18 protein-coding genes are annotated in these 25,534 nt (G+C 73.5%); 7 read left to right on the top strand and 11 right to left on the bottom strand.

Translation table 11 applies throughout. From position 1 onward, the window contains the following. The first annotated feature begins 777 nt into the window (after positions 1 to 777). Positions 778 to 2,061: a C40 family peptidase gene (locus AC069X_RS15405; RefSeq protein ID WP_478728888.1), complete on the top strand. Its 1,284-nt coding sequence runs from the start codon at positions 778 to 780 to the stop codon at positions 2,059 to 2,061. Here AC069X_RS15405 and AC069X_RS15400 read toward each other — a convergent pair. The 5 genes from AC069X_RS15400 to AC069X_RS15380 form a co-directional block, all read right to left on the bottom strand. Next, entirely contained in the window at positions 1,965 to 3,272 is a 1,308-nt protein-coding gene (locus tag AC069X_RS15400; RefSeq protein ID WP_478728886.1) for a styrene monooxygenase/indole monooxygenase family protein, read from the bottom strand. The genes AC069X_RS15405 and AC069X_RS15400 overlap by 97 nt on opposite strands. Positions 3,273 to 3,362: 90 nt before the next feature. Further along, positions 3,363 to 4,010: a GTP-binding protein gene (locus AC069X_RS15395; RefSeq protein WP_478728884.1), complete on the bottom strand. Its 648-nt coding sequence runs from the start codon at positions 4,008 to 4,010 to the stop codon at positions 3,363 to 3,365. Continuing rightward, positions 3,991 to 4,374, bottom strand: a complete 384-nt coding sequence (locus AC069X_RS15390) for a DUF742 domain-containing protein (protein ID WP_478728882.1) — start codon at positions 4,372 to 4,374, stop codon at positions 3,991 to 3,993. The genes AC069X_RS15395 and AC069X_RS15390 overlap by 20 nt, the downstream gene beginning before the upstream one ends. After that, the gene (locus tag AC069X_RS15385) at positions 4,371 to 4,847 is read right to left on the bottom strand and encodes a roadblock/LC7 domain-containing protein (RefSeq protein ID WP_478728880.1); all 477 of its coding nucleotides are present in this window, start codon (positions 4,845 to 4,847) and stop codon (positions 4,371 to 4,373) included. The genes AC069X_RS15390 and AC069X_RS15385 overlap by 4 nt, the downstream gene beginning before the upstream one ends. Continuing rightward, on the bottom strand, positions 4,844 to 8,029 hold the full coding sequence (locus AC069X_RS15380) for a sensor histidine kinase (RefSeq protein ID WP_478728878.1): 3,186 nt from the start codon (positions 8,027 to 8,029) through the stop codon (positions 4,844 to 4,846). Before AC069X_RS15380 ends, AC069X_RS15385 begins: the two co-directional genes overlap by 4 nt. Positions 8,030 to 8,407: 378 nt before the next feature. On the opposite strand from AC069X_RS15380, the gene AC069X_RS15375 reads away from it, so the two are divergent. Further along, entirely contained in the window at positions 8,408 to 9,181 is a 774-nt protein-coding gene (locus AC069X_RS15375; protein WP_478728876.1) for a protein phosphatase 2C domain-containing protein, read from the top strand. Between the two features lie 88 nt (positions 9,182 to 9,269). On the opposite strand, the gene AC069X_RS15370 is transcribed toward AC069X_RS15375, so the two are convergent. Beyond that, complete coding sequence (locus tag AC069X_RS15370) at positions 9,270 to 9,710, bottom strand: MarR family winged helix-turn-helix transcriptional regulator (RefSeq protein ID WP_045950057.1); 441 nt, start codon at positions 9,708 to 9,710, stop codon at positions 9,270 to 9,272. A 136-nt stretch (positions 9,711 to 9,846) separates the two neighbouring features. After that, positions 9,847 to 12,243: an endopeptidase La gene (gene lon, locus AC069X_RS15365; RefSeq protein ID WP_478728874.1), complete on the bottom strand. Its 2,397-nt coding sequence runs from the start codon at positions 12,241 to 12,243 to the stop codon at positions 9,847 to 9,849. Between the two features lie 125 nt (positions 12,244 to 12,368). Here lon and AC069X_RS15360 point away from each other — a divergent pair, with 125 nt between their 5' ends. Next, the gene (locus tag AC069X_RS15360) at positions 12,369 to 12,518 is read left to right on the top strand and encodes a hypothetical protein (protein ID WP_478728872.1); all 150 of its coding nucleotides are present in this window, start codon (positions 12,369 to 12,371) and stop codon (positions 12,516 to 12,518) included. Here AC069X_RS15360 and AC069X_RS15355 read toward each other — a convergent pair. The 3 genes from AC069X_RS15355 to AC069X_RS15345 form a co-directional block, all read right to left on the bottom strand. Continuing rightward, on the bottom strand, positions 12,515 to 13,267 hold the full coding sequence (locus AC069X_RS15355; protein WP_478728870.1) for a DUF4097 family beta strand repeat-containing protein: 753 nt from the start codon (positions 13,265 to 13,267) through the stop codon (positions 12,515 to 12,517). The two genes, AC069X_RS15360 and AC069X_RS15355, sit on opposite strands and share 4 nt — an antisense overlap. 80 nt (positions 13,268 to 13,347) lie before the next feature. Beyond that, positions 13,348 to 14,199 carry a sulfurtransferase gene (locus AC069X_RS15350; RefSeq protein WP_478728868.1) on the bottom strand — a complete coding sequence of 284 codons (852 nt, stop codon included), beginning with the start codon at positions 14,197 to 14,199 and terminating at the stop codon, positions 13,348 to 13,350. Between the two features lie 74 nt (positions 14,200 to 14,273). Then, positions 14,274 to 15,662 (bottom strand): glycosyltransferase family 39 protein, encoded by a 1,389-nt coding sequence (locus AC069X_RS15345; RefSeq protein ID WP_478728866.1) that lies wholly within the window; start codon positions 15,660 to 15,662, stop codon positions 14,274 to 14,276. Positions 15,663 to 15,698: 36 nt separating this feature from the next. Between AC069X_RS15345 and AC069X_RS15340 the strand changes: the two genes are divergently transcribed. From AC069X_RS15340 to AC069X_RS15325, 4 genes are all read left to right on the top strand, one after another. After that, the gene (locus tag AC069X_RS15340; protein ID WP_478728864.1) at positions 15,699 to 16,295 is read left to right on the top strand and encodes a hypothetical protein; all 597 of its coding nucleotides are present in this window, start codon (positions 15,699 to 15,701) and stop codon (positions 16,293 to 16,295) included. A gap of 105 nt (positions 16,296 to 16,400) precedes the next feature. Next, positions 16,401 to 17,141, top strand: a complete 741-nt coding sequence (locus tag AC069X_RS15335) for a response regulator transcription factor (RefSeq protein ID WP_478728862.1) — start codon at positions 16,401 to 16,403, stop codon at positions 17,139 to 17,141. Then, the gene (locus tag AC069X_RS15330) at positions 17,138 to 18,229 is read left to right on the top strand and encodes a HAMP domain-containing sensor histidine kinase (RefSeq protein ID WP_478728860.1); all 1,092 of its coding nucleotides are present in this window, start codon (positions 17,138 to 17,140) and stop codon (positions 18,227 to 18,229) included. The genes AC069X_RS15335 and AC069X_RS15330 overlap by 4 nt, the downstream gene beginning before the upstream one ends. Positions 18,230 to 18,487: 258 nt before the next feature. Further along, on the top strand, positions 18,488 to 22,357 hold the full coding sequence (locus AC069X_RS15325; protein ID WP_478728858.1) for a multifunctional oxoglutarate decarboxylase/oxoglutarate dehydrogenase thiamine pyrophosphate-binding subunit/dihydrolipoyllysine-residue succinyltransferase subunit: 3,870 nt from the start codon (positions 18,488 to 18,490) through the stop codon (positions 22,355 to 22,357). A 162-nt stretch (positions 22,358 to 22,519) separates the two neighbouring features. On the opposite strand, the gene fxsT is transcribed toward AC069X_RS15325, so the two are convergent. Further along, the gene (fxsT, locus tag AC069X_RS15320) at positions 22,520 to 25,525 is read right to left on the bottom strand and encodes an FxSxx-COOH system tetratricopeptide repeat protein (protein WP_478728856.1); all 3,006 of its coding nucleotides are present in this window, start codon (positions 25,523 to 25,525) and stop codon (positions 22,520 to 22,522) included. Between the last annotated feature and the right edge of the window lie 9 nt (positions 25,526 to 25,534).

The following is a 25,534-nucleotide window of genomic DNA, read 5'->3' as shown; positions in this document are numbered from 1 at the left end:
CAACCATGAGGAGCGCGTAGCGATCTGTCGCGTCCGACCGCGCCCTACGCTGCCCATTTCGTCCTCGCGTGCAGGTATCGGCCACAGACTGCCGCCGGACGCCGAGATCCGAGGAGCGCGTAGCGATCTGTCGCGCCCATCCGCTCCCCGCGCCGCTCTGATCAACCTTTGGTGCAGGTATCAGCCCCGGACGGCCGGCGGACGCTTGGCCGGGAGGAGCGCGTAGCGATCTCGTGCGCCTGGGTGGTCCGCAGGCCGATCCTGTCGTCCTTCCGTGCAGGTAGAGCCCCTACGGCCCCGGATCTCGGCTCCTGAGGGCCCGGATGCCCGGCAGCCCGGCCCCCGGCGCCTCGCCTGGTCTCTGAGGGACCCGCCCCTCCCCCTCTTGCCCCGTGACCGTTCTTCTGGGGGCTTCCCGGCAGTCTTTCGGCTTTCCGGGGCGGGTCGGCCTGTCAAGGGTGGCCGAAGGCCATCGCGTAGCGACGCGACGAAGGAGCGCCCTTGACAGGCCGGCACGAACCGGAACGACGATGGGACTGACGGGAAACCCCCAGCCCCTCCCCGACCCCGCCCAAGGGGCTACCGCCCCCCCGGCCACCCACCCGCACCCAGGGGGCGGGTGGGCAACCACCGCCCCGCCCCGGGGGGTCGAGGGGGAGATAGCGGGCCCGCACCACACCCCCCACCCCCCAACCGGGTGACGCCCCCCGACCCGCCACCCGCGCTCGCCTCCCCTCCCCCCTCCCCGTGGCAGCATCGGGCGGCGGAGGTTATTACATGACAAAACGACTGCTGCGGATCGCCTGCCTCGCCGCCGTCTTCGTCACCGCGGGGCCCCCGACGCCTGTCCACGCCGAGCCCGTCCCGCGCCCCGAGCCCGCCGCCGAAGCCCCCCTCCCCGAACCCCGCGCCGCCCCCGCCCCCGCCCCCGCAGCCGCCCCCGCCCTCCCCCACCGCCCGGTCGGGGAGCTGCTCACCCGGCTCCAGGGGCTCTACCAGCAGGCCGAAGAGGCCACCGAGGCCTACAACGCCGCCGACGTCGCCCTCCGCGCCCGCCAGGCGGAGGAGGAACGCCTCACCACCGAACTCGGCAGGGCCCGCTCCGCCCTCGACGCCGAGCGGGCCACCGCCGGGCGGCTCGCCCGGGAGCAGTACCAGGGGGCCCGCGGCGGCACCCTCTCCCCGTACCTCCGGTTGCTGCTCTCGGGCGACCCCCAGCAGGCCGTCGACCAGCGCCGGCTCGCCGCCCGTGAGGGCGCCCGGCGGGCCGGGGTGGTGGCGCGGCTGGAGCGGGAGCGGAAGGCGGCGGGGACGCTCGCCGGCGCGGCGCGCAAGGCCCTCGACGACCAGGTGGCGCTGGCCGCACGCCAGAAGGAGGCCCAGCGGGAGGTCACGGGCCGCCTCAAGGAGGTCGAGCGGCTGCTGGCGGCGCTCACCCCGGAGGAGCTGGCGGGGCTCGGGGCGCGCGAGGCGGCCGTGACCGCCGGGGCGCAGCGCACGCTCGTGGACTCGGGCCGGCTGCCCGCCCGTACGACCACGCCGACGGCGGCGGGCGGGGCCGCCCTGCGCTACGCGGCGGCGCAGATCGGCAAGCCGTACGTGTGGGGCGCGGAGGGCCCGGCCTCCTTCGACTGTTCCGGGCTGACCTCGCGGGCGTGGGAGCACGCCGGGCGGTCCATCCCCCGGACCAGCCAGGAGCAGTGGGCGCAGCTGACCCGGGTGCCGCTGGACCGGCTGCGCCCGGGCGATCTGGTGGTCTACTTCCCGAAGGCCACCCACGTCGCCCTGTACATCGGGGACGGCAAGGTGATCCAGGCCCCCCGCCCGGGGGCCAGGGTGAAGGTGTCGCCGATCGCGGCGAACCCGCTGCTCGGGGCGGTCCGCCCGGATCCGGAGGGGACGCCGCTGGCGGAGTTCACCCCGCCGCCGCTGCCCGGGGCCGCGGCGGCGGGGGACGACGCGGGCTACTCGTCGGAGGAGGCACCCGAAGGCGAGGCCGAAGACGGGGCCGAAGACGAGTCCGAAGACGGGGCCGCCGACGCGGCCACCTCCGCCAGGTAGTCCGCCGCGTCCTCGGGGTCGTAGAAGTACGCGTCGAAGTCGGCCGGGTTGTCGAAGCCGTTGGCGAATCGATCCGCCACCGGCTGGAGCTGCCCGGCCGCGCCGATCAGGTTCAGCACGTGCTCCGGCGGGACGCCCAGCATGGCGTTGGTCCACTGCGTCACCGGCTTGCCGGTGGTGAACCAGTACTTGTCGAAGGTGGCCTTCATCCACGCCTCGTCGAACGGCTTGTCGCCGTGCATGAGGATCGAGGAGAGGTACGAGGCCGCGCACTTGGCCGCCGAGTTCGAGCCCTGCCCGGTGATCGGGTCGTTCGCCACGACCACGTCCGCGACGCCCAGCACCGCTCCCCCGCCGGGCAGGCGGCCGATGGGGTTGCGGACGACCGGCGCGTAGCGGCCGGCGAGGGTGCCGCCCGCGTCCGTCAGCTCGACCTTGGTGGCCCGCGCGTACTCCCACGGGGTGTACTTCTCCATGAGCTCCAGCGTGAGCGCCAGGTGCTCGGAGGGGTCGTTGACGCCCTTGAAGACGTCCAGCGGCCCGCCCGGGATCCCCTCCCAGAACAGGATGTCGGCGCGTCCCGAGGTGGTCAGGGTCGGCATGACGAACAGCTCGCCGACGCCCGGGACGAGGTTGCAGCGCACGGCCTCGGTGTCCGGGTGCTCGCGGCGCGGTCCGAGGCCGTGGACGTACGAGACGGCCAGGGCGCGCTGCGGGGCGTCGTAGGGGGAGCGCGCCGCGTCCCGGCCGAACATCGAGACGAGCTCGCCCTTGCCGGCGGCGACGAGCACGAGGTCGTACGTACGGGAGAAGAAGTCCAGGTCGGCGACGGACGCGCCGTGGATGACCAGCTGGCCGCCGCGCTGGGTGAAGGTGTCGAGCCAGCCGGCCATCTTGACGCGCTGGTCGACGGACTGCGCGTGCGCCTTGAGGCGGCCGAGCCAGTCGACGGGGCGGGAGCCGTCGGGGCCGGCGACGGAGACGCCCAGGCCGCGGATCTTCGGGGCCTGCCGCTCCCAGAAGTTCAGGTGGAGGTCCCGCTCGTGCTGGAGCGCGGTGTCGAACATGCACTGCGTGGACATGACCCGTCCGGTGCGGATCTCGTCCGCCGTCCGGTTGGACATGAGGGTGATCTCGTACCCCTTCGCCTGGAGGCCGAGGGCGAGCTGGAGACCGGACTGGCCGGCCCCGACGACGAGTATCTTGCGCATCTCACGTTCTCGATTCGGGGATTCGGTGGGGGAAGAGCGCGGACGTGCGTACCGAGCGGGCGCCTGGACACGAACACCGGACACGGACGCCTATGCGGGGGTGGCGTCCAGGGCGTGGCCGACCAGGGTCAGCAGGGAGTCCACGACCGTGTCCCGGCGGCGCGCATCCATGATCACGACGGGCACGTGCGGCGGGATGGTGAGCGCCTCCCGGACGTCCTCCACGTCGTAGGAGCGCGAGCCCTCGAAGTGGTTGACGGCGACCGCGTAGGGCAGCCCGCAGCTCTCGAAGTAGTCGAGCGCGGGGAAGCAGTCGCGCAGCCGGCGGGTGTCGGCGAGCACCAGGCCGCCGATGGCTCCGCGCACGAGGTCGTCCCACATGAACCAGAACCGTTCCTGGCCGGGGGTTCCGTACACGTAGAGCACGAGGTCGTCGTCGAGGGTGATGCGCCCGAAGTCCATCGCGACGGTGGTCGTGTTCTTGTCCGGGGTCCCGCTCAGGTCGTCGGTGGGGACGCTGGCCTGGGTCATCACCGCTTCGGTGCGCAGCGGGGTGATCTCGGACACGGAGGACACGAAGGTGGTCTTGCCGACGCCGAAGCCGCCGGCGACGAGCACCTTGACGGCGACGGGCGCGCGGGAGCGGTCGTACTGCCAGGGCTGGACGGGTTCGTCGTCCACGAGCCCGGGGACGCCGGCGGCGAGGTCGGCGGCGAAGTCAGAGACGGCGGAGGCCACTGAGCACCCTTTCCAGCAGCGCGCGGTCGGGACGGCCGCTGCCGTGCCCCGTGCCGTAGACGCGTATCCGGCCCTGGTCGGCGAGGTCGCTGACGAGGACCCGGACCACGCCGAGCGGCAGCTTCAGCAGTGCGGATATCTCGGCGATGGTGCGCATCCTGCGGCACACCTCGACGATGGCCCGCATCTCGGGCATGCGGTCGGGCGTCTTGGCCGGGCCGCTGTCGAGGGTGGCGACGAAGGTCTCCACGAGCAGCACCTGCGGGAAGCGGGTGCGGCCGCCCGTCAGGGAGTACGGGCGGACGCGGGCGGGGCGGCGGTCGGCTCCGCGTATCGGCAGCCGGTCGGAGGCCGTACTCCTCACGGGTTTTTCTCCATCGACTGGCGCAGCTCGCTGCGGACTTCGGGGGTCAGGACGTGGCCGGCGCGGCCGACGAAGAGCGCCATGTGGTAGGCGACGACGCTCATGTCGCAGTCGGGCGTGGCGTGCACGCCGAGCAGGGAGCCGTCGCTGATGGACATGACGAAGACGGAGCCGTTCTCCATGGCGACCATCGTCTGCTTGACCGCGCCGAACTCCATGAGGGCGGCGGCACCGGTGGTGAGGCTGCCGAGTCCCGAGACGATGGTGGCGAGGTCGGCCGAGGCGCCGCGGGGGCCCTTGGGGCGGCCCTCCTGCGCGGTTTCCGCCGTGGGTTCGGAGGAGAGCAGCAGCAGCCCGTCCGAGGACACGACGGCCACGGAGTTGACCCCGGGCACCTCCTCGACCAGGTCGGTCAGCAGCCACTGCAGGTTGCGGGCCTGGGTGCTCAGTCCGTACGTACTGGGCGCGGTCATGTGCGTGCCTCCTGTGCGGTGTCCCCCTGGTCGGTGTGCCCCTGCCCCCGGTCCTGCGCGAGTTCCTCGGCGACGACCCGGCGCCCGTCCTGGGCGCCCTGGTAGAACCCGCCGAGGCGGCGGCGCAGTTCCTCGGCGTCGACCCGGCGCGGCTCGGGGCGGGCCGCGGTGGGGTTGCCGATGCCGGGGGCCGCCACGGAGCGCGGGGTCCGCTTGGGGAGGCCCTTGGCGGTGACGGTTCCGGTGGCGGGCTCGGCCATGGGCTCGGGGTGGCTGCCCTGGCGGGGGACGAAGCCGTCCTCCGCGTCGGCGGCCCGCCGGTGGCTGGACTGTTCGGCGTCGGGCGCCGGGGCGGCGTGCCCGTCGTTCTGTACGGGTGCACCGTGCGCGGTCCCCGGTCCCCCGGCGGCGTCTCCCCGGGCGGGGTCGGCCACCGTGAAGGCGTCCGCGTCCGCTTCGGCGACGACGCGCGCGAGGAGCTCCTGGTCGGGGGCGGCCCCGGCCGGCGTCCCGGCCGCGGGGGCCGTGTCGGGGGCGTCCGCGGCCGGGGCGGCCGCGGTGAAGACCTGGTCGGCGGGCGGCGGCGGCGCGTCGTCGAAGGCCTCGGCGAGGGTGACGACCTTGGCGGGCTCGGGCTCGGCGTCGGCCGCCGCGGGGTCGGCCGGCGCGTCCTGCCGGGCTTCGGCGGCGGCCTGGGCATCCGCGTGGCCGGGGGCTTCGCCGGCGCGGGCGAAGGCCCCGGCTCCGAAGGCCTCGGCGACCAGGGATCCGGCGTCGAAGGTGTCGGACTCGTAGACCTCGGCCTCGTCGGACCCGGCCGCATCGGACGCGGCCCCATCGGACCCGGCCGCGGCGGCTGCGTCCTCGGCAGACTCCGGCCGGGCGGCGGACTCCGGCCGGGCGTCGGACTCCGGCCCGGCGGCGGCGTCCGCCTCCGCGTCGAAGGCCTCGGCGAGCGTGACGACCTTGGCGGGCTCGGGCTCCGCCGGTTCGGCCTCCGCCGGCTCCGCCTCCGCGGCGGCCGGCTCGGCAGCCTGCGCCGCCTGCTCCGCCACGGGCGTGCGCAGCCGCGGCGGCAGGGTGTTCTCGTTGGCCTCGGCGATCACACCGGGCAGCTGGAACGCGGGGGCGCCCGGCGTGCCCAGGGTGTGCACCGGGGAGACCGGCGGGGCGTCCGGCAGCAGCGCCGACGGGACGACGACCAGGGCTTCCAGCCCGCCGTGGCGGCCGGTGCGCAGCTCGGCGGTGACGCCGTGGCGCGCCGCGAGGCGTCCGGCGACGTACAGGCCGAGTCCCAGGCCGTGCTCGGCCTCGGGTTCCTCGTCGTAGGCGTCGGGGGTGGCCAGGCGGGTGTTGAGGGAGGCCAGGCGGTCCTCGGTGACGCCGATGCCCTCGTCCACGACGGACAGGACCACGTCGCCGGCGTCGTTCAGCCAGCCGGAGACCTTCACCTTGGCCTCGGGCGGGGAGAAGGTGGTGGCGTTCTCCAGGAGTTCCGCGAGGACGTGCGAGATGTCGTCGGCGGCGTGTCCGGCGACCTGGGTGTAGGAGGGCATGGTCGTGAGGTCGACGCGCTCGTAGCGCTCGATCTCGCTGACGGCGGCCCGCATGACGTCGACCAGGGGCACGGGCAGGCTCTGGCCGTGGCCGTGTTCCTGTCCGGCGAGGACCAGCAGGTTCTCGTTGTGGCGGCGCATGACCGTCGCCAGGTGGTCCAGCTTGAAGAGGGTGGCGAGCCGGTCCGGGTCGCCTTCCTTGGATTCGAGTTCCTCGATGACCGCGAGCTGGCGTTCGACGAGACCGAGGGTGCGCAGGGAGAGCGAGACGGAGGTCGTCGACATGATGCGGCGGTGCTCTTCGAGGCCCGCGCGCAGCTGTGCCAGTTCCTGTTCCAGGGCCTCGCGGCCGCCGGCGAGGGCTTCGTTGCGGCCGATGAGGCGGCGGCGGTCGGCGTCGAGCCCGGCGATCTTGGTGTGGAGGTCGACGGTCTGTTCGCGGACCGCGTTGAGGTGGCGTACGACCTCGGCGAACTCGTCGTTGCGGCCGGTGAAGCGGACCGGTTCCTGCGAGCCCTCGGGGGTGGCGAGGCGTTCGGCGCCGCGGCGCAGCACCGACAGGGGTCTGGTGAGGGAGCGGGCGACGGCGGTGGAGAAGCCGATGACGAAGAGGAAGAGGACGCCGAGTCCGGCGACCATCAGCTCCAGCCGGGTGACGTCGTCGTCGCGCAGGGTGGTGAAGGCGGTGGCCCGGTCGCCGGCGAGGGTGGACTCCACGGAGCGCATGCGGTCGATGCGGGCGGTGAGGGCGGCGGCGAGGGCACCGGCGTCGGTGGCCCTGCGTTCGGCCGGGGTGAGGGTGGGCCGCTCGGTGAGCCGCTTGAGCTGGTCTTCGGCGGCCTTGACCTCGGGGCCGGTGACGGTGGCGGCGAGGGTCTGGCGTACGGCGGGCCGGGCGGCGCGCGTGAAGTCGTCGAGGGCGGCCTGTTCCCGTACGCGGGAGCGCTGGGCGGCGCCGGTGAGCTCGTCGGCGAGGGCGGAGTTCGGGGGCTGCTCGCCGCGGGGGACGGCCAGGGCGGCGAGCAGCAGTCCGCGGGTGGCGGAGGCCTGGTCCACGGCCTGGCCGAGGGGGGCCATGGGCCGGGTGACGGCCAGGGCGGCCTCGGCGCGGGGCGGGGTGAGCTCGGCGAGGCGGTCGCCGGGTGCGAGGAGTTCGGTGAGGAGCCCGGCGTAGGCCTGGTGGGCGGCGAGGGCGGTGCCCTTGCCGTCGACGGCTTCGGCGCGGACGGCCTTGACCTTGCCGAGGGCGCGGGCGAGTTCCTCGTCGGCGTCCGGCTGGAGTTCGGTGAGCTGCCGGTCGGTGCGCGCGGTGCGCTCGTCGACGGGTGCCTTGGCGTTGCCGGGCCGGCCCTTGGCCACGTACTCGACGACGGCGTCGCGCTCGTCGCCGAGGAGGTGGGCGAGGGTGAGGGCGTGCTGCGTCTGTTCCGCGAGGGTGACCAGGCGCTGGGAGTCGTTCAGTTCCCTCGTGGCGGAAACGACGGCGGGGGTGCCTGCCGCGAGGACGGTGAGTCCGGCGACTGCCACTCCGACCACCAGCCTGCTGCGGACGCGCTTGCGCCGTCCGGCGTTGGCGGGTCCGTCGGCGCCGGCGGTGCCGTTCTTCCGAGACCGCTTCTTGGACACCGGTGCTCGCAATCCTGTACGTGTGCTCGTGCTCGTCTACTCGTGTGGCCGAGGTAACGGCCGGTCAACAAGTAAACGCCCCCTGCCCCCTCGTACCGCCTCAGACCTTCGCAGTGTGTTGGGAGGAGAGCCGCACATCGCCCACCCGGCCACTCGAAGGAGTGAACATCACGGAGGAGTGGCCGACCAACTCGGGATCCGCGCGTCAGGGGTCCCGCGTGGACGGCTGGTTGAAAGAACGCGGCGGGCTTTGGCAGTATGCCCGCCCACATTTCGCGGGAGCGGGCGGGCGGGGCGGTCGGGGGGTGCACCCCACCGCTCCCGGCATTGGTACGGACCTTCAGGCCCCGGGAGGGCCCCGGCGGGCAGAATGTCCGCATGCGCATCGACCTGGCCTCCGAACCCGGCAACGCGGAACACCCCAACCAGGACTGGGTGTCGGCGGCGGCACCTGCGTCGGGAGGCGGCGTCGTGATCGTCCTGGACGGCGTCACCCCGCCGCGGGGGGACGACGGATGCGCGCACGGAGTGCCCTGGTTCGCCGCCCGGCTCGGCGGCCGATTGACCGAACTGTCCGGATCGCGGCGGGACATGCCCCTGGCGGGGGTCCTGGCCCGGGCGATCGCCGACACCGCCGACGCCCACCGCGACACCTGTGACCTTTCTCACGTCCGGACTCCGCAGGCGACGGTGGTCATGGTGCGGTGGGACGAGGCGTACGTGGAGCACCTCGTGCTCTCGGATTCCGTGCTGCTGCTCCGCGGACCCGGAGGCGTGGTCACCCCGGTGCTGGACGACCGGCTGGACCGGGTGCCGCGCGAGGTCCTCGGCTCGGTGGCGGCGACCGACGCGCTGCGCAACGCCGAGGGGGGCTTCTTCACGGCGGCCGCCGACCCCGCGGTCGCGGCCCGGGCCGTCACCGGACGCACGCCGCGCTCGGAGGTGCGGGCGGTGGCGGCGCTGACGGACGGGGCGAGCCGCTGGACGGACACCTTCGGGGAGGGCGACTGGGCGGCCTGCCTGGACGTGCTGCGCAAGGAGGGCGCCCAGGGGCTGATCGGCCGGGTCCGGGCCGTGGAGTCGGACCCGCTGCGCCCGCCGGCCCGGCACAAGCGGCACGACGACGCCTCGGCGGTGTACGCGGAACTGTGAGCCCGCGGGCGGGGGGCCGGGCCGGCCGGCGGGAAGCGCCCACGCCGACCGCTCCCCGCCGGAGCCCACGCCGGCCGCTCCCCGCCGGCTACTCCTCGCCGGAGTTCAGCTGGTTGAGGAGTCTGGCCAGTTCCGCCACCTCGCCCCGGTCCCAGTCGGCCAGCTTGCGCATGTACTGCTCGCGCCGGGCTCCCCGTACGCGCAGGAAGCGCTCCCGGCCCTCGTCCGTGAGGCCGACGAGGAAGGCGCGGCCGTCGGCGGGGTCGGGCTCGCGGGCCACCAGGCCGAGGACCTCCAGGGCCCGCAGCTGGCGGCTCATGGTGGCCTTGCCGACGCCGAAGTAGGCGGCCAGCTCGGTGGCGCGCTGGCGGCCGGCGGCCTCCAGCCGGACCAGCAGCCCGTACGCGGCCGGCTCCAGCTCGGGGTGGAGGGCGCGGGCCATCTCCCCGGAGGAGGCGCGGGCCCGCCGCAGGAAGACGGACAGCTCCCGCTCCAGGGCGAGGAACTCCTGGTCTTCGCTGCCGTGCACGTGCCGCTCCCATCGGTGGCGGGGCACGCCGTGGCACCCCTGTTCGGGACCAGTATTTCGCAGCGGGTGCGCCGCGGGCCCGGGGCCCCGCCGATGGGGGTCCCGGGCCCGCGCGGGAGCGTGCGCGCCTTCCGGTTCAGGCGGCCTTGGTGAAGGACGCCACCGCCGGCGAGAGGGCGAGCTCCAGCACCTGGCGCACGTCCGTGACCGGGTGCACCTCCAGCCCCTCCAGTACCTCGCTGGGGACGTCGTCCAGGTCGGCCTCGTTCCGCTTGGGGATGATGACGGTGGTGAGTCCGGCCCGGTGCGCGGCGAGCAGCTTCTGCTTCACGCCGCCGATCGGGAGCACCCGGCCGGTGAGCGAGACCTCACCGGTCATGGCCACGTCGGTGCGCACCTGGCGGCCGGAGAGCAGCGAGGCCAGCGCCGTGGTCATGGTGATGCCCGCGCTCGGGCCGTCCTTGGGGACGGCGCCCGCCGGGAAGTGGATGTGCACGCCCCGGTCCTTCAGGTCGGCGACGGGCAGCTCCAGCTCCGCTCCGTGCGAGCGCAGGAAGCTGAGGGCGATCTGTGCCGATTCCTTCATGACGTCGCCCAGCTGGCCCGTCAGGGTCAGTCCGGCGGCGCCCGTCTCGGGGTCGGCGAGGGAGGCCTCGACGAACAGGACGTCGCCCCCGGCTCCGGTCACGGCGAGGCCGGTGGCCACGCCGGGGACGGCCGTGCGCCGCTCCGCCGGGTCCTGCGCGGACTCCGGGACGTGGTGCGGCCGGCCGATCAGGCCGCGCAGCTCGCCCGCGCCGATACTGAAGGGGAATTCCCGTTCGCCCAGTTCGTGCTGGGAGGCGACCTTGCGCAGGAGCCGGGCGATGGACCGCTCCAGGGTGCGCACGCCGGCCTCGCGGGTGTACTCGCCGGCGAGCTTGCGCAGCGCCTCCTCCTCCAGGACGACCTCCTCGCCGGTCAGCCCGGCGCGCTCCAGCTGGCGGGGCAGGAGGTGGTCACGGGCGATGACGACCTTCTCGTCCTCGGTGTAGCCGTCGAGGCGGACGAGCTCCATGCGGTCGGCGAGGGCCTCGGGAATGGCCTCCAGGACGTTGGCCGTCGCGAGGAAGACGACGTCGCTCAGGTCCAGCTCCACCTCCAGGTAGTGGTCCCGGAAGGTGTGGTTCTGCGCGGGGTCGAGGACCTCCAGGAGGGCGGCCGCGGGGTCGCCGCGGAAGTCGGAGCCGACCTTGTCGATCTCGTCGAGGAGCACCACCGGGTTCATCGACCCGGCCTCCTTGATCGCCCGGACGATGCGGCCGGGCAGGGCGCCGACGTACGTGCGCCGGTGGCCGCGGATCTCGGCCTCGTCCCGTACGCCGCCGAGGGCGACGCGTACGAACTTGCGTCCCATGGCGTGGGCCACGCTCTCCCCGAGCGAGGTCTTGCCGACGCCGGGCGGCCCGACCAGGGCGAGCACCGCGCCGCCGCGACGGCCGCCGATGACGCCCATCCCGCGCTCCCCGCGCCGCTTGCGCACGGCGAGGTACTCGGTGATGCGGTCCTTGACGTCGCCGAGGCCCGCGTGCTCGGCGTCCAGGACGGCCCGCGCGCCCTGGATGTCGTACTCGTCCTCGGTGCGCTCGTTCCAGGGCAGTTCGAGGACGGTGTCCAGCCAGGTGCGGATCCAGGAGCCCTCGGGGCTCTGGTCGCTGGCCCGCTCCAGCTTGTCGACCTCCTTGAGCGCGGCCTCCCGTACCTTCTCGGGGAGGTCGGCGGCCTCGACGCGGGTGCGGTAGTCGTCGGACTCCTCGCCCTCCTTCTCCCCGCCCAGTTCGCGCAGTTCCTTGCGCACGGCCTCCAGCTGGCGGCGCAGGAGGAACTCGCGCTGCTGCTTCTCGACGCCGTCCTGGACGTCCTTGGCGATGGACTCGGCGACGTCCTGCTCGGCGAGGTGTTCGCTGAGCGCCTTGACGGCGAGCCGGAGGCGGGCGACGGGGTCGACGGTCTCCAGGAGCTCGACCTTCTGGGCGACGGTCAGGAAGGGCGAGTAGCCGGAGTTGTCGGCGAGGGCCGACACCCCCTCGATCTGCTGGACCCGGTCCACGACCTGCCAGGCGCCGCGCTTCTTCAGCCAGCTGGTGGCGAGGGCCTTGTACTCCTTGACGAGCTCGGCGACGGCCCCGGGCAGCGGGTCCGGCACCTTCTCGTCGACGGTCTCCCCCTCGACCCAGAGCGCCGCCCCGGGTCCGGTGGTCCCCGCGCCGATGCGGACGCGGCCCCGGCCGCGGATCAGCGCTCCGGGGTCCCCGTCGGAGAGCCGTCCGACCTGCTCGACGGTCCCGAGCACGCCGATCCCGGCGTACGTGCCGTCGACCCGGGGCACGAGCAGTACCCGGGGCTTCCCGCTGCCCGCCGCCGCCTGCGCGGCCTCGACGGCGCCGCGCACCTCGGCGTCGGACAGGTCCAGGGGAACGACCATCCCGGGCAGCACGACCTCGTCGTCGAGCGGCAGTACGGGCAGGGTGAGCGTTACGGACGTCGAAGCCATGATCTTCCCTCCGGCAGTGAAGTTGAGCTATGCCGACTCAATGCTTCTGCGCCCGCCGATGTTCCCCAACGCCCGTTCGCCGGGGGCGAACACCCCCGGCGGGCCCCTCGTAGCACCATGACGGCATGACGGACACACGACGGACCGTCAGCTCCGGACCCCCTCTGGAACCCCGCACCGGCTTCTCCCGCGCGGCGCGCAGGGGGCACTGCGTGGCGGTCGCGGGCACCCCGGCGTGGCTGGTGGAGGCGGAGGTCGACGCGGTCACCGGCTAGGCGGCCGCGAGGCGGATGTCGCCGGACTCGGTGCGGACCTCGATGCCGGAGGGGGCGCCCGGGGTGTCCCCGAGGGTGACCTCGCGGCCGCCGGAGGCCGTCGTGACCGACAGCCGGTACGGGGCCTGCGGCGCCCTCAGGTTCACGTCGCCCGAGCCGGTGGTCACCGACACCGAGGCCGGGGCGCTCGCGAAGCCGACCGCGGCGCCCCCCGAGGCCGACCGGAACTCGAATTCCGGGCCCGCCAGGGCCTTGGCCGTGAGGTCCCCGGAGGAGGTGCGCACCTTCAGCGGGCCGGTGATCCGCTCGGCCCGGACGTCGCCGGAGGAGGAGTCCAGATCGGCGGCCGCCACGCCCGTCACCGTGAGGTCGCCGCTGCTGCTGCCCGCCTTGACCTTCGCCGAAGCCGGCACCTCCAGGCGGTAGTCGACCCAGCAGGCGTCCCCGTCGCCCCGGCAGCCGTCGGTGAAGCTCAGGACCCCGCCCGAGACCCGCTGCCCGGGCACGGGCGCGGTGTCGCCCCGGTAGTGCAGGACGCGGCGGACGGTGACCCCCGGTCCGGTACCGGGGGTGATCTCCACCGAGCCGCGCCGAAGGCCCGTCAGCTCCACGGCCGTGACCGCCTCGGTGACCGCCGTATCGGCGTGGGCGGTGTTCAGCCTCGCCTCTTCCACGAGCGAGCAGCCCGACAGGAGCAGGGCCGCTGCGGTCGCCACGAGGACGGTACGGGTCAAGGTGTTGGATGCCATGCCGACGAGTCTGCCGAGCGCGGCACCCGCCCGCGCTGGTGCGGGCCTCCGAAGCGGGGGTGGTGCTGTCCCCACCCCCCTCAGGGTCCGGTCACCACCGGCCGCAGCTCCGAGGGCAGGCCCCACTCGCTCCACGAGCCGTCGTACACGGCCAGGTCCGCGTACCCGGCGAGGGTGGCGCCGAGCGCCAGCACGCAGGCCGTCACGCCCGAACCGCAGCTGAACCGGAACCGCTCCCGGTCCCCGGCCAACGCCGCGAAGACCTCGCGGAGTTCACCGGCGGGACGCATCAGCCCGTCCGGCCCCCGGAGTTCGCCGAACGGCAGGTTCAGCGCGCCCGGCATGTGCCCGCCGCGCAGCCCCGGCCGGGGCTCCGGGGCGGTACCGGCGAAGCGCTCGCGGGTGCGGGCGTCGAACACGGCGGCGGCCGGGTCGGCGAGGGCCTCGGCGACGGCGGCGGCGTCCACCAGCAGCCCGGCGCGGGGCCGGGCCGTGAAGGACCCGCGCGGCCCCTCGTACGCCGCCGCCTCCGCCTCGACGGGCAGCCCGGCGGCCGCCCAGGCGGGCAGGCCCCCGTCCAGCACGGCGGCCCGCTCGAAGCCCACCGCGCGCAGCATCCACCAGGCGCGGGCGCTGGAGTGGATCCCGGCGGCGTCGTACACGACCACGGTGTCGGTGTCCTCGACCCCGAGCCCCCGCATGGCCTCGGCGAAGCCCTCCGGGGAGGGCATGGTGTGCGGGGCGGGGGCGGCATGGTCGGACAGGACTCCGTCCAGGTCGAAGGGCCGGGCGCCGGGGATCCGCAGGGAAGCCCCGCGGTGCGCCCCGACGGAGGCGTCGAAGACCACGACCCGGCCGAGGTGCTCCGCCAGCCAGGCGCTGCCGGCCAGGGGACCGGGTATCTCGGGTACGGGCATCTCGGGCACGGGCATGCGGGGGCCTCCGGAGACGGCGGGGACGTGATCTTCAGGCCATCCTGGCGCATGCGGGGGCGGGGCCCCAGAGGTCAGCCGCACCCGCCCCGCTGCGCGTACACCGCCACCCTCGCGCCGCGCACCTGCGTCACCGAGCAGCGGTCGAACGCCTCCGCCAGGGCCTCGCGCTTGGCCGCCTCCGCCGGGTACCCGTCCAGCGGCTGGTCCGGCGGGTCCAGCAGGGCGATCACCCTCGGGGAGGCCAGGACCGCCGCCCGGACGGCGTCCGGCGGCAGTTCCGTGCCGTGGAGGGTGCTGGAGGCGGCCGGGCTGCGGGACAGGGCCACGTCGCGGACGGCCCCGTACACCCCGGGCGACGACAGCAGCCACTCCCTCCGCCGTGACGGCATGAACAGCACCGCGTCCCCCGGCCGGGCCCGCTCCCGCACCGCCGCCGCGACGGCGAGGGCGTCGTCCTTGCGCGCGTCCGGGGTCCGCAGCCACACCGACCACACCCCGACCGGCACCAGCAGCGCCCCAACCAGCACCCACGGCAGCGGCGGCAGCCGCCACCGCGCCCCCGCGAGCACCGCGAGGCCCGCCAGGGCGTAGAGGACGTACCGGTCGACGTACAGCGGGTGCACCAGCGAGACCGCCATCAGCACCCCGGGCGGAAGCACCGCGAGCGGCAGGGCCACCCGTACGGGTTCCCGGTCGCCGGCCCCCCGGGCCAGCAGGACCGCCCCCGCCACCAGCACCGCGTACGCCGCCCAGTCCTGCCACGACGGCCGCCCCAGCCAGCCCAGCTGCGCCGGAGCCTGCCGGGCGCTGACGAGCACGAGCGGCAGCAGCCCCGCGAGGACCGCCCCGGCCGCCAGGCGCCACCCCCGTGCCCGCCACGCGGCGAAGGCGTGCGCCGGCAGGGCCAGTACGGCGAACTCGTGCAGCCAGCAGCCCAGCAGGAGGACCACCGCGTAGGCCGTCCACCGCTCGCGCAGCATCAGGTACGTCGCCCAGGCCACGGCGGCCGCGACGAGCGCGTACGAGCGCCCCTCCTGGGCGTACGTCTGCACCGGCGGCAGCACGGCGTAGGCGGTGCCGGCGATCAGCGCGGCCCGCTCCCCCGCCAGCCGGTGCGCGACCGCGGCCACCCCGGCCGCGGCGAGGGCGGTGCCGGCGACGGACGGCAGCCGCAGCGCCCACACGCCCCCGTCCCACAGGCCGAACACCCCGTGCATCAGCAGGTAGTAGAGGCCGTGCACGGCGTCGACCTGCCCGAGCAGCTCCCGGAGCCCGCCGAGGGGGCGGTGGGCGACCTGCCAGGTGGTGGACTCGTCGCGCCACATGCTCCCGCCGCCCGCACCGCGCGGCAGACCCCACAGTCCGAGGAGCACGGCGGTCAGCGGGGGCAGCGCGCGCCAGGGCGTGATGCGGCGGATGGCGGCCTCCGGGTGCTTTCCGTTGCGGGGCGGGGCCTCCATACTCGGTGTTCGGTCGGAGTACCTGCGGAGGTGGGTGTGCGAGCGATCCGAGCGGCCGGGGCCGCGGCGGCGGTGGTGCTGGGCGTGGTCCTGGCCGGATGCGGCGGCGGTTCCGGGGGAACCTCCGAGGCGACGGCTGCGCCGACGGCGCCCGTGACACCGTCGGCGGGCGTCACGGCCACCCCCGCGCCGGCCACCCCCACGCCACCCGCCACCACACCGCCGCCCGCCCCGTCGCGCACGCCCACGCCCGCGCCACCGGCGCCCTCGGCGTCCACCCCGCCGCCCGCCGCCCAGACCCTCGTCCGCGTGACCCGCAGCGGGGGTTTCGCAGGCCAGACCCGGACCGTCCTCGTCAGGGGCGACGGCTCCTGGGTCCTCCTGGACGGCAAGGCCCGTGACATGCGCTCCGGGAGGCTGGACGCGTCCCGGCTGGAGGCGCTGCGCACCGCGCTCCGGGAGGCGGACTTCGCGCACCTGCCCCGGGTGGCGACGGCCGATCCGCCGGTCTACGACGGGTTCACGTACGCCTTCGTGCACGGCGGTTTCGAGGTCGCCGCCGACCAGACCGTGCTGGCTCCGGGGCTGCTGAAGGTACTGGGCGCACTGCCCGGATTCGACGCGACGGGATGAATCTCTGATTCCGGATGACCCCGGCTCCTGTCCGAACCCCGCATAGCCGCAGGCCGGTGCCTCCTCTACGCTGCACCCCATCACGCGGATCTTCAGGGGCGGGACATGGAACAGACACACACCACCCACAACGGCGCCGCGGCCACCCCAGGCGCCCAGCGGCGGGTGCTCGTGGTCGAGGACGACCGCACCATCGCCGACGCCATCGCGGCCCGGCTGCGGGCCGAGGGCTTCCAGGTGCAGACGGCGTACGACGGGCCGGCCGCCGTCGCGGCGGCCGAGAGCTGGCAGCCCGAGCTGCTGGTGCTGGACGTCATGCTGCCCGGCTTCGACGGGCTGGAGGTCTGCCGCCGGGTCCAGGCGCAGCGGCCGGTCCCGGTGCTGATGCTCACGGCCCGGGACGACGAGACGGACATGCTGGTCGGCCTCGGGGTCGGGGCCGACGACTACATGACGAAGCCGTTCTCCATGCGCGAGCTGGCCGCGCGGGTCCACGTATTGCTGCGCCGGGTGGAGCGGGCCACGCTGGCCGCGACCGCCCCGCGCGGGGCGACGCTGCGCCTGGGCGATCTGGAGATCGACCACGCGCAGCGCCGGGTGCGGGTGCAGGCGGAGGACGTGCACCTGACGCCGACGGAGTTCGACCTGCTGGTGTGCCTGGCGGGGACGCCGCGGGCGGTGCTCTCGCGGGAGCAGCTGCTGGCGGAGGTGTGGGACTGGGCCGACGCGTCGGGGACGCGTACGGTCGACAGCCACATCAAGGCGCTGCGGCGGAAGATCGGCGCGGACCGGATCCGTACGGTCCACGGCGTCGGGTACGCCCTGGAGACCCCGGCGCAGGCGTGAGCGGCCCGTCGCACGGGCCGGGACCGCGGCCCTATTCGCCGTTCTCGATCAAGACGAAGCTGGGCACGCTCGTCGTGGTGTCGGTGTTCATCACGACGGGGCTGCTGATGGTGGCCCTGCGGACGGCCACGGAGTTGCGGTTCATCACGGTGTTCTCGGTGATCGCCTCGATGCTGATCACGCAGTTCGTGGCGCACGGTCTGACGGCTCCGCTCGACGAGATGACCACGGTGGCCCGGGCGATCTCCCACGGGGACTACACGCGCCGTGTGCGGGGAGCCGGGCGGCGCGACGAGCTCGGCGATCTGGCCTCGACGATCAACCGGATGGCCGACGACCTGGAAGCCGAGGACAGGCACCGTCGAGAGCTGGTCGCGAACGTCTCGCACGAGCTCCGTACTCCGATCGCGGCGCTGCGGGCGGTGCTGGAGAACGTGGTGGACGGGGTCTCGGAGGCCGATCCGGAAACCATGCGGACGATGCTGAAGCAGGCCGAGCGGCTCGGCCGGCTGGTGGACACCCTGCTGGACCTGTCGCGGGTGGACAACGGGGTGGTGCCGCTGAAGGCGCGCCGGTTCGAGGTGTGGCCGTACCTGTCGGGGGTGCTGAAGGAGTCGGGGCTGGCGGCCGCCGGGCGGCCGGGGCTGGCGTCCGGTTCGGGTGGTCACACCCGCAATGACGTGCACCTTCACCTGGATGTGCATCCTCCGGAGCTGACCGCGTTCGCGGATGCGGAGCGGCTGCACCAGGTGGTGGCGAATCTGATCGACAACGCGGTCAAGCACAGTCCGGCGCACGGCCGGGTCACGGTCCGCGCCCGGGCCGGGGCGACTCAGGGAAGCCTGGAGCTGGAGGTCGTCGACGAGGGGCCGGGAATTCCGGAGGCGGAGCGGCACCGGGTCTTCGAGCGGTTCAACCGGGGTTCCGCCGGTGGCGGGGACGGTGCGGGCGACGGGGGCACCGGTCTGGGGCTGGCGATCGCCCGGTGGGCCGTCGGCCTGCACGGCGGGCACATCGGCGTGGCCGAATCGTCACGTGGTTGCCGAATCCTTGTCACCCTTCCGGGCAGCTCACCGGTGTCGTCTTGACGTAGGGTTCGAGTGGGAAGGACATGATCTCGGCCACACGTGCCCGGGGTCGTCAGGGGTGCGAGGCCTAGGGGGTCGCAACCTCGCTGCCCCCTACCCGAACCACGCTTGTTTCCCGCCATTCCGATGGACGAAACCCGCCGTTCGGTGTGACCTGCGCGACGGAAGTCCCGCCCGGCCTGCATCACACCGCCTGGGAGGCGTAGCCTTTATCCCCGCTGTCCATACCTTGTGAAGCGGAAGAGGGCGGTTGCCGCCGTGTCGCCACAGTCCCCCAGTAACCCGAGCACCACGACCGACGCAGCAGAGGGCGGGAAGAACCCCGCCTCAGGCTTCGGCGCGAATGAGTGGCTCGTCGACGAGATCTATCAGCAGTACCTCCAGGACCCGAATTCGGTCGACCGGGCCTGGTGGGACTTCTTCGCCGACTACAAGCCGGGGGGCGCTGCCGCTCCGGTGAAGGCGGACGAAGCCATCAGGACCCCGACGACGGACGGCGCCTCCGCACAGGCCGCCACCGCCACCGCCGGGGTCCCGCAGGCCGTCGACGCCGCCACGGGGGCGGCGCCCGCCGCGCCCGCCGCCGCGCCCACACCTGTGTCAGCTCCTGCCCCTGCTCCTGCCACCCCCTCTGGTGCCCCTGCTGTGACTGTCACCTCCCAGGCCCCGGCCGCCGCACCGGCCGCGCCCTCCGCCGCGGCTCCGGCCGCCGCCACCACTCCGGCCCAGAAGGCCGCGCCCGCCACCGAGGCCCCCGCCGGGCCCGAGCTGGTGACGCTCCGCGGCCCTGCCGCCGCAGTGGCCAAGAACATGAACGCCTCGCTGGAAGTGCCGACGGCCACGTCCGTCCGCGCCGTCCCGGTGAAGCTGCTGTTCGACAACCGCATCGTCATCAACAACCACCTCAAGCGCGCCCGCGGTGGGAAGATCTCCTTCACCCACCTCATCGGCTACGCGATGGTGCAGGCCATCAAGGCCATGCCGTCCATGAACCACTCCTTCGCGGAGAAGGACGGCAAGCCGACCCTGGTCAAGCCGGAGCACGTGAACTTCGGCCTCGCGATCGACCTGGTCAAGCCGAACGGCGACCGCCAGCTCGTCGTCGCCGGCATCAAGAAGGCCGAGACGCTGAACTTCTTCGAGTTCTGGCAGGCCTACGAGGACATCGTCCGCCGCGCCCGCGTCGGCAAGCTGACGATGGACGACTTCACCGGCGTCACCGTCTCGCTGACCAACCCCGGCGGCCTGGGCACCGTCCACTCCGTGCCCCGCCTGATGCCCGGACAGTCGGTCATCATGGGCGTCGGCTCCATGGACTACCCCGCCGAGTTCCAGGGCACCTCGCAGGACACCCTGAACAAGCTGGGCATCTCCAAGGTCATGACCCTGACCTCGACCTACGACCACCGGGTCATCCAGGGCGCGGCCTCCGGCGAGTTCCTGCGGATCGTCGCGAACCTCCTCCTCGGCGAGAACGGCTTCTACGACTCCGTCTTCGAGTCGCTGCGGATCCCGTACGAGCCGGTCCGCTGGAATCGCGACATCGACGCCTCGCACGACGACGACGTCACGAAGGCCGCCCGCGTCTTCGAGCTGATCCACTCCTACCGGGTCCGCGGCCACGTCATGGCCGACACCGACCCGCTGGAGTACAAGCAGCGCAAGCACCCCGACCTCGACATCACCGAGCACGGCCTCACCCTGTGGGACCTGGAGCGCGAGTTCGCGGTCGGCGGCTTCTCCGGCAAGTCGATGATGAAGCTCCGCGACATCCTCGGCGTGCTGCGCGACTCGTACTGCCGCACCACCGGCGTCGAGTTCATGCACATCCAGGACCCGAAGCAGCGCCGCTGGATCCAGGACCGCATCGAGCGCCCGCACTCCAAGCCGGAGCGCGAGGAGCAGCTGCGGATCCTGCGCCGCCTGAACGCCGCCGAGGCCTTCGAGACCTTCCTGCAGACGAAGTACGTCGGCCAGAAGCGGTTCTCCCTGGAGGGCGGCGAGTCCGTCATCCCGCTCCTCGACGCCGTCATCGACTCGGCCGCCGAGGCCCGCCTCGAAGAGGTCGTCATCGGCATGGCCCACCGCGGCCGCCTGAACGTCCTGGCGAACATCGTCGGCAAGTCGTACGCGCAGATCTTCCGCGAGTTCGAGGGCAACCTCGACCCGAAGTCCATGCACGGCTCCGGCGACGTCAAGTACCACCTGGGCGCCGAGGGCACCTTCACCGGCCTGGACGGCGAGCAGATCAAGGTCTCGCTCGTCGCGAACCCCTCGCACCTGGAGGCGGTCGACCCGGTCCTGGAGGGTGTCGCCCGCGCCAAGCAGGACGTCATCAACAAGGGCGGCACGGACTTCACCGTCCTCCCGCTGGCCCTGCACGGCGACGCGGCCTTCGCCGGCCAGGGTGTGGTCGCCGAGACGCTGAACATGTCGCAGCTGCGCGGCTACCGCACCGGCGGCACCGTCCACGTCGTGATCAACAACCAGGTCGGCTTCACCGCCGCCCCGGAGTCCTCGCGTTCCTCGATGTACGCGACCGACGTGGCCCGCATGATCGAGGCCCCGATCTTCCACGTGAACGGTGACGACCCGGAGGCCGTGGTCCGCGTCGCGCGGCTCGCCTTCGAGTTCCGCCAGGCGTTCAACAAGGACGTGGTCATCGACCTCATCTGCTACCGCCGCCGCGGCCACAACGAGTCCGACAACCCGGCGTTCACGCAGCCGCTGATGTACGACCTGATCGACAAGAAGCGCTCGGTGCGCAAGCTGTACACCGAGTCCCTCATCGGTCGCGGCGACATCACGCTGGAAGAGGCCGAGCAGGCGCTCCAGGACTTCCAGGGCCAGCTGGAGAAGGTCTTCGCGGAGGTCCGCGAGGCCGCCACGCAGCCCGCCGTCGCCGCGCCGGCCCCGGCCGAGCAGGGCGAGTTCCCGGTGGCCGTGAACACGGCGATCTCCCAGGACGTCGTCAAGCGGATCGCCGAGTCCCAGGTCAACATCCCCGAGGGCGTCACCGTCCACCCGCGTCTGCTGCCGCAGCTCCAGCGCCGCGCGGCGATGATCGACGACGGCACCATCGACTGGGGCATGGGCGAGACCCTGGCCTTCGGTTCGCTGCTGATGGAGGGCACCCCGGTCCGGCTGTCCGGCCAGGACTCCCGCCGCGGCACCTTCGGCCAGCGCCACGCGGTCCTCATCGACCGGGAGACCGGCGAGGACTACACCCCGCTGCTGTACCTGTCGGACGACCAGGCCCGCTACAACGTCTACGACTCGCTGCTCTCCGAGTACGCGGCCATGGGCTTCGAGTACGGCTACTCGCTGGCCCGTCCGGACGCGCTGGTGCTGTGGGAGGCGCAGTTCGGTGACTTCGTCAACGGCGCGCAGACCGTCGTCGACGAGTTCATCTCCTCGGCCGAGCAGAAGTGGGGCCAGACCTCCGGCGTCACGCTGCTGCTGCCGCACGGCTACGAGGGCCAGGGCCCGGACCACTCGTCCGCCCGCCCGGAGCGCTTCCTCCAGCTGTGCGCGCAGAACAACATGACGGTCGCGATGCCGACCCTGCCGTCGAACTACTTCCACCTGCTGCGCTGGCAGGTCCACAACCCGCACCACAAGCCGCTGGTCGTCTTCACCCCGAAGTCGATGCTGCGTCTGAAGGCCGCGGCGTCGAAGGCGGAGGAGTTCACGACCGGTTCGTTCCGTCCGGTCATCGGCGACTCGGCGGTGGACCCGAACGCGGTCCGCAAGGTCGTCTTCTGCGCGGGCAAGGTCTACTACGACCTGGAGGCCGAGCGGGAGAAGCGCGGCATCACGGACACCGCGATCATCCGCATCGAGCGGCTGTACCCGCTGCCGGGCGCGGAGCTCCAGGCGGAGATCGCCAAGTACCCGAACGCGGCGAAGTACATCTGGGCGCAGGAGGAGCCGGCGAACCAGGGTGCGTGGCCGTTCATCGCGCTGAACCTGATCGACCACCTCGACCTGGCGGTCGGCGCGGACATCCCGGCGGGCGAGCGCCTGCGGCGCGTCTCGCGTCCGCACGGCTCCTCGCCGGCGGTGGGTTCCGCGAAGCGTCACCAGGCGGAGCAGCAGCAGCTGATGAACGAGGTCTTCGAGGCCTAGTCGCCGACGCGACCTGCACGGAGAAGGAAGGCCCGGTCCCCCCCCACCTGGGGGGGACCGGGCCTTCCGGCCGTTTGCGGGTGCGGCGCCGCTGCCGGGGGCTCTGCCCCCGGGCCCCCGCGCCTCGGACGCCGGCGGGGCTGGGTTGTGCCGGCGGGGCTGTTACGGCTGGGGTTCGAAGTCCCAGTAGGGCCTCGTCTGCTGGCGGGCCGAGACGGTGTGGACGTGCTGGGGGCCGAGGGTGCGGGTGAGGGCCTTGAGGCCGGCGTCCTCGTGCTTGTGCGCCTCCGCGTCCTCGCGTACCGAGCGGAGGTCCGCCGCCAGGGCGATCTGGGCGCTGAGGGTCATGGGGTGGTCGGGGCCCAGGACCCGTTCGGTGGCGCGCAGGGTCTCGCGGCTGAGGTCCAGCGCGGCTTCCAGGCGGCCGGTGATGTTGCGGTGCCCGGTGGCGTTGAGGGCGCAGCCGAGGGTCCAGGGGTGGCGGTCGCCGAGGGCGCCGCGCATGCCGACGAGGGCCTGTTCGGCGAGGTTCAGGGCCTCGGTGCGTTCGCCCTGCGCGCGCAGCACCAGGGCGAGGTTCCCGACGGTGCCGATGCTGTACGGGTGGGCGAGGCCGAGCTGCGACTGGTAGCCGCGTACGACGTCCTCGGAGATCCGGCGGGCCTCCTCGATGTCCCCGTACTCGCGCAGGTAGGTGGCGTAGTCGGAGGCGACCATCAGGGTCCAGGGGAACTCGGCGCCGAAGACGCGGGTGGAGCGTTCCAGGACGCTGCGCAGCCGGGATCCGGCGCCGGGGATGTCGCCGGTGCGGCGCAGGCACTGGCCGAGGTTGTGTTCGGCGCGCAGGGTCTGCGGGTGGTTGGCGCCGAGGACCTGGAGGTGGAGTTTGAGGCCCTGTTCCTGGCGGGCGAGGGCTTCGCGGTAGCGGCCCATCAGGCGCAGGCCCATGGCGCAGCCGATGCCGGAGGAGAGGGTGGCGATGTGCCGGACGCGCAGGACGCGTTCGCGGCGGCGCAGGGTGTCGAGGTCGGTGTCGTAGGCCTCCTGGTAGCGGCCGAGGAGGCGCAGGGCGACGGCGACGTTGTTCTGGGCGCCGAGGGTGGTGGCGTCGTCCTCGCCGAGGAGTTCGCGGTAGGTGGCGAAGGCGTGTTCCAGGAGTTCGCGGGCCTGGTCGAACTTGGCGGTGCTGAGCAGGACGCCGGCGTAGGTGCTGGTGGCGCGGAGGGTTTCCAGGTCGCGGTCGCCGCGTTCGGCGAGGAGGCGGTCGGCGACGGAGCGGGCGAGGGATTCGGCCTGCCGGAAGTGGCCGAGCATGCGCAGGGCTCCGCCGTAGTGGTAGCTGAGTTCGCGGACCTGGTCGTGGTCGTCGCCGAGGACGGCCCGCCAGACGGCGTCGGTCTGTTCGGACAGGCGCAGGCAGGTGCGGTACTCGCCGGCCAGGATCAGGTAGCGCAGGCAGTGCAGCAGGAAGTTCTGGATGCGGGGGTTGCTGCTGGTGAGGACGCCGGCGTGGTCGAGGTGCGGGATGAGTTCGGCGTAGCGGGGCCAGAGCCGGGAGTCGGTGGGGCGGCCCGGGTCGGCGGCGGCGAGGACGCGGCGGACGGCGCGGGAGAGCTGCTCGGACTCGTCCTCGGCGAGGTTCTCGCGGACGATGTTGTGGACCATGCGGTGCAGCTGGACGGTTTCGAGGCCGCCGCCCTCCTCGACGGAGAGGTCGGAGTACTCCAGGCGGACGACGGAGAACTGGACGAGTTTGTTGAGGGCGGCGTTCCAGCGGATCTGGTCGTTGAGGATCCCGGCGAGGTGTTCGGGGACCCCGTCGGCGGGGAATTCGCGCAGCAGGCGCAGGGGGACGCGGCCGGGGGCGAAGAAGACGAACAGCCGCAGCAGGGCGAGGGCGTCGGGGAAGTTCTCCCGGACGTTGTTGAGGAGGAGCGCCAGGGCGGTCGGGAAGGGCAGCGGGTAGTCGTCGGAGAGGGTGACGGCCTCGTGGGAGTCGAGGCGGCGCTGGAGGAGGGTGAGGTACTCGCCGACGCCGAGGGGGGAGTCGGCGAGCCAGCCGGCGGTCTGGTCGAGGGCGAGGGGGTAGTCCTCCAGGGCTTCGGCGAGCTGGTCTGCCTCGTCGCCGGTGAGGCGGCGGGCGCGGCGGCGGATGAAGGTGACGGACTCGGGGCGGGCGTAGAGGGGGACCTCGACGAGGCTGGTGTGCCGGGTGGCCCATTCGCGGTTGCGGGAGGTGATGATGACGTCGCCGGCGCCCGAGGGCAGCAGGTCGGTGAGGTCGTCGGGGTGGTCGCAGCCGTCGAAGACCATCAGCCAGCGGTGGTACGGGGAGCCGCGCCGCAGTGCCTCCAGTACGGCCCGGATCTGCTCGCCGTAGCTGCCGGAGCCTCGCGGCAGGCCGAGTTCGGGGGCGAGGTCGGCGAGCCGTTCGCGGAGGGTGGGCCGGTCTTCGGCGGGTACCCACCACACCACGTCGTACTCGGAGGCGAAGCGGTACGCGTACTCGGTGGCGACCTGGGTCTTGCCGACGCCGGAGAGGCCGAGCAGGGTGACGGTGGAGGCTCCGGGCGGGGCTTCGGTGAGGGCGGCGCGGAGCCGGCCGATGACGTCGTTGCGGCCGGTGAAGCGGGGGTTGCGGCGCGGGACGCGGCCCCAGATCTCGGGCGGGTCGTTGGGGAAGCGGGGGCCACGGCGGCCGCTCTCGGTGCCGATCCGGTCGGTGGGCAGGTCCAGCCGGCGCAGCACCCGGTACTCGGCCTCGTAGGCGTCCAGGCCCCACAGGTCGGTCTTCTCCAGCGCGGCCACGGCGCTGGGCAGGGGGGCGTCGGTGAGGCAGACGGCGGCGAACCGGTCGGGGTGGGAGGCGGTGACGGTGCGCAGCGCGGCGTTCCACTCGTCGTCGGTGTGGGTGCCGGCGGAGAAGTAGCGTTCGCTGAGCACCACGAGGATCCTGCCGCCCGCCCGGGCCAGGTCGTCGAGGGCTTCGGTGAGGCCGCCGGGGCTGCTCTGCGGGTCCCAGCGCTGGAGGGCGACCCGGTGTCCGTGTTCTTCGAGCCGGTGGGCGATCCACACCGCCCAGGGCCGGTTGAAGCCCGCGAAGCTGATGACGAAGCGCTGCGCGGGGGCGGCTCCGTCGCGGTCGTGACGCGTGGCGGTACCGGTCATGCGGCCGTC

The organism is Streptomyces sp. NPDC043896 (genome assembly GCF_056435605.1).
The sequence above is the reverse complement of the archived record's forward strand: the minus strand, read 5'-3'. Positions and strand labels throughout refer to the sequence as shown.

Excerpts from the sequence above, each read along its gene's own strand:
- AC069X_RS15405 (WP_478728888.1), top strand. The coding sequence starts at position 778 with ATGACAAAACGACTGCTGCGGATCGCCTGCCTCGCCGCCGTCTTCGTC.
- AC069X_RS15400 (WP_478728886.1), bottom strand. The coding sequence starts at position 3,272 with ATGCGCAAGATACTCGTCGTCGGGGCCGGCCAGTCCGGTCTCCAGCTC.
- AC069X_RS15385 (WP_478728880.1), bottom strand. The coding sequence starts at position 4,847 with ATGACCGCGCCCAGTACGTACGGACTGAGCACCCAGGCCCGCAACCTG.
- AC069X_RS15375 (WP_478728876.1), top strand. The coding sequence starts at position 8,408 with ATGCGCATCGACCTGGCCTCCGAACCCGGCAACGCGGAACACCCCAAC.
- lon (WP_478728874.1), bottom strand. The coding sequence starts at position 12,243 with ATGGCTTCGACGTCCGTAACGCTCACCCTGCCCGTACTGCCGCTCGAC.
- AC069X_RS15360 (WP_478728872.1), top strand. The coding sequence starts at position 12,369 with ATGACGGACACACGACGGACCGTCAGCTCCGGACCCCCTCTGGAACCC.
- AC069X_RS15355 (WP_478728870.1), bottom strand. The coding sequence starts at position 13,267 with ATGGCATCCAACACCTTGACCCGTACCGTCCTCGTGGCGACCGCAGCG.
- AC069X_RS15350 (WP_478728868.1), bottom strand. The coding sequence starts at position 14,199 with ATGCCCGTGCCCGAGATGCCCGTACCCGAGATACCCGGTCCCCTGGCC.
- AC069X_RS15345 (WP_478728866.1), bottom strand. The coding sequence starts at position 15,662 with ATGGAGGCCCCGCCCCGCAACGGAAAGCACCCGGAGGCCGCCATCCGC.
- AC069X_RS15335 (WP_478728862.1), top strand. The coding sequence starts at position 16,401 with ATGGAACAGACACACACCACCCACAACGGCGCCGCGGCCACCCCAGGC.
- fxsT (WP_478728856.1), bottom strand. The coding sequence starts at position 25,525 with ATGACCGGTACCGCCACGCGTCACGACCGCGACGGAGCCGCCCCCGCG.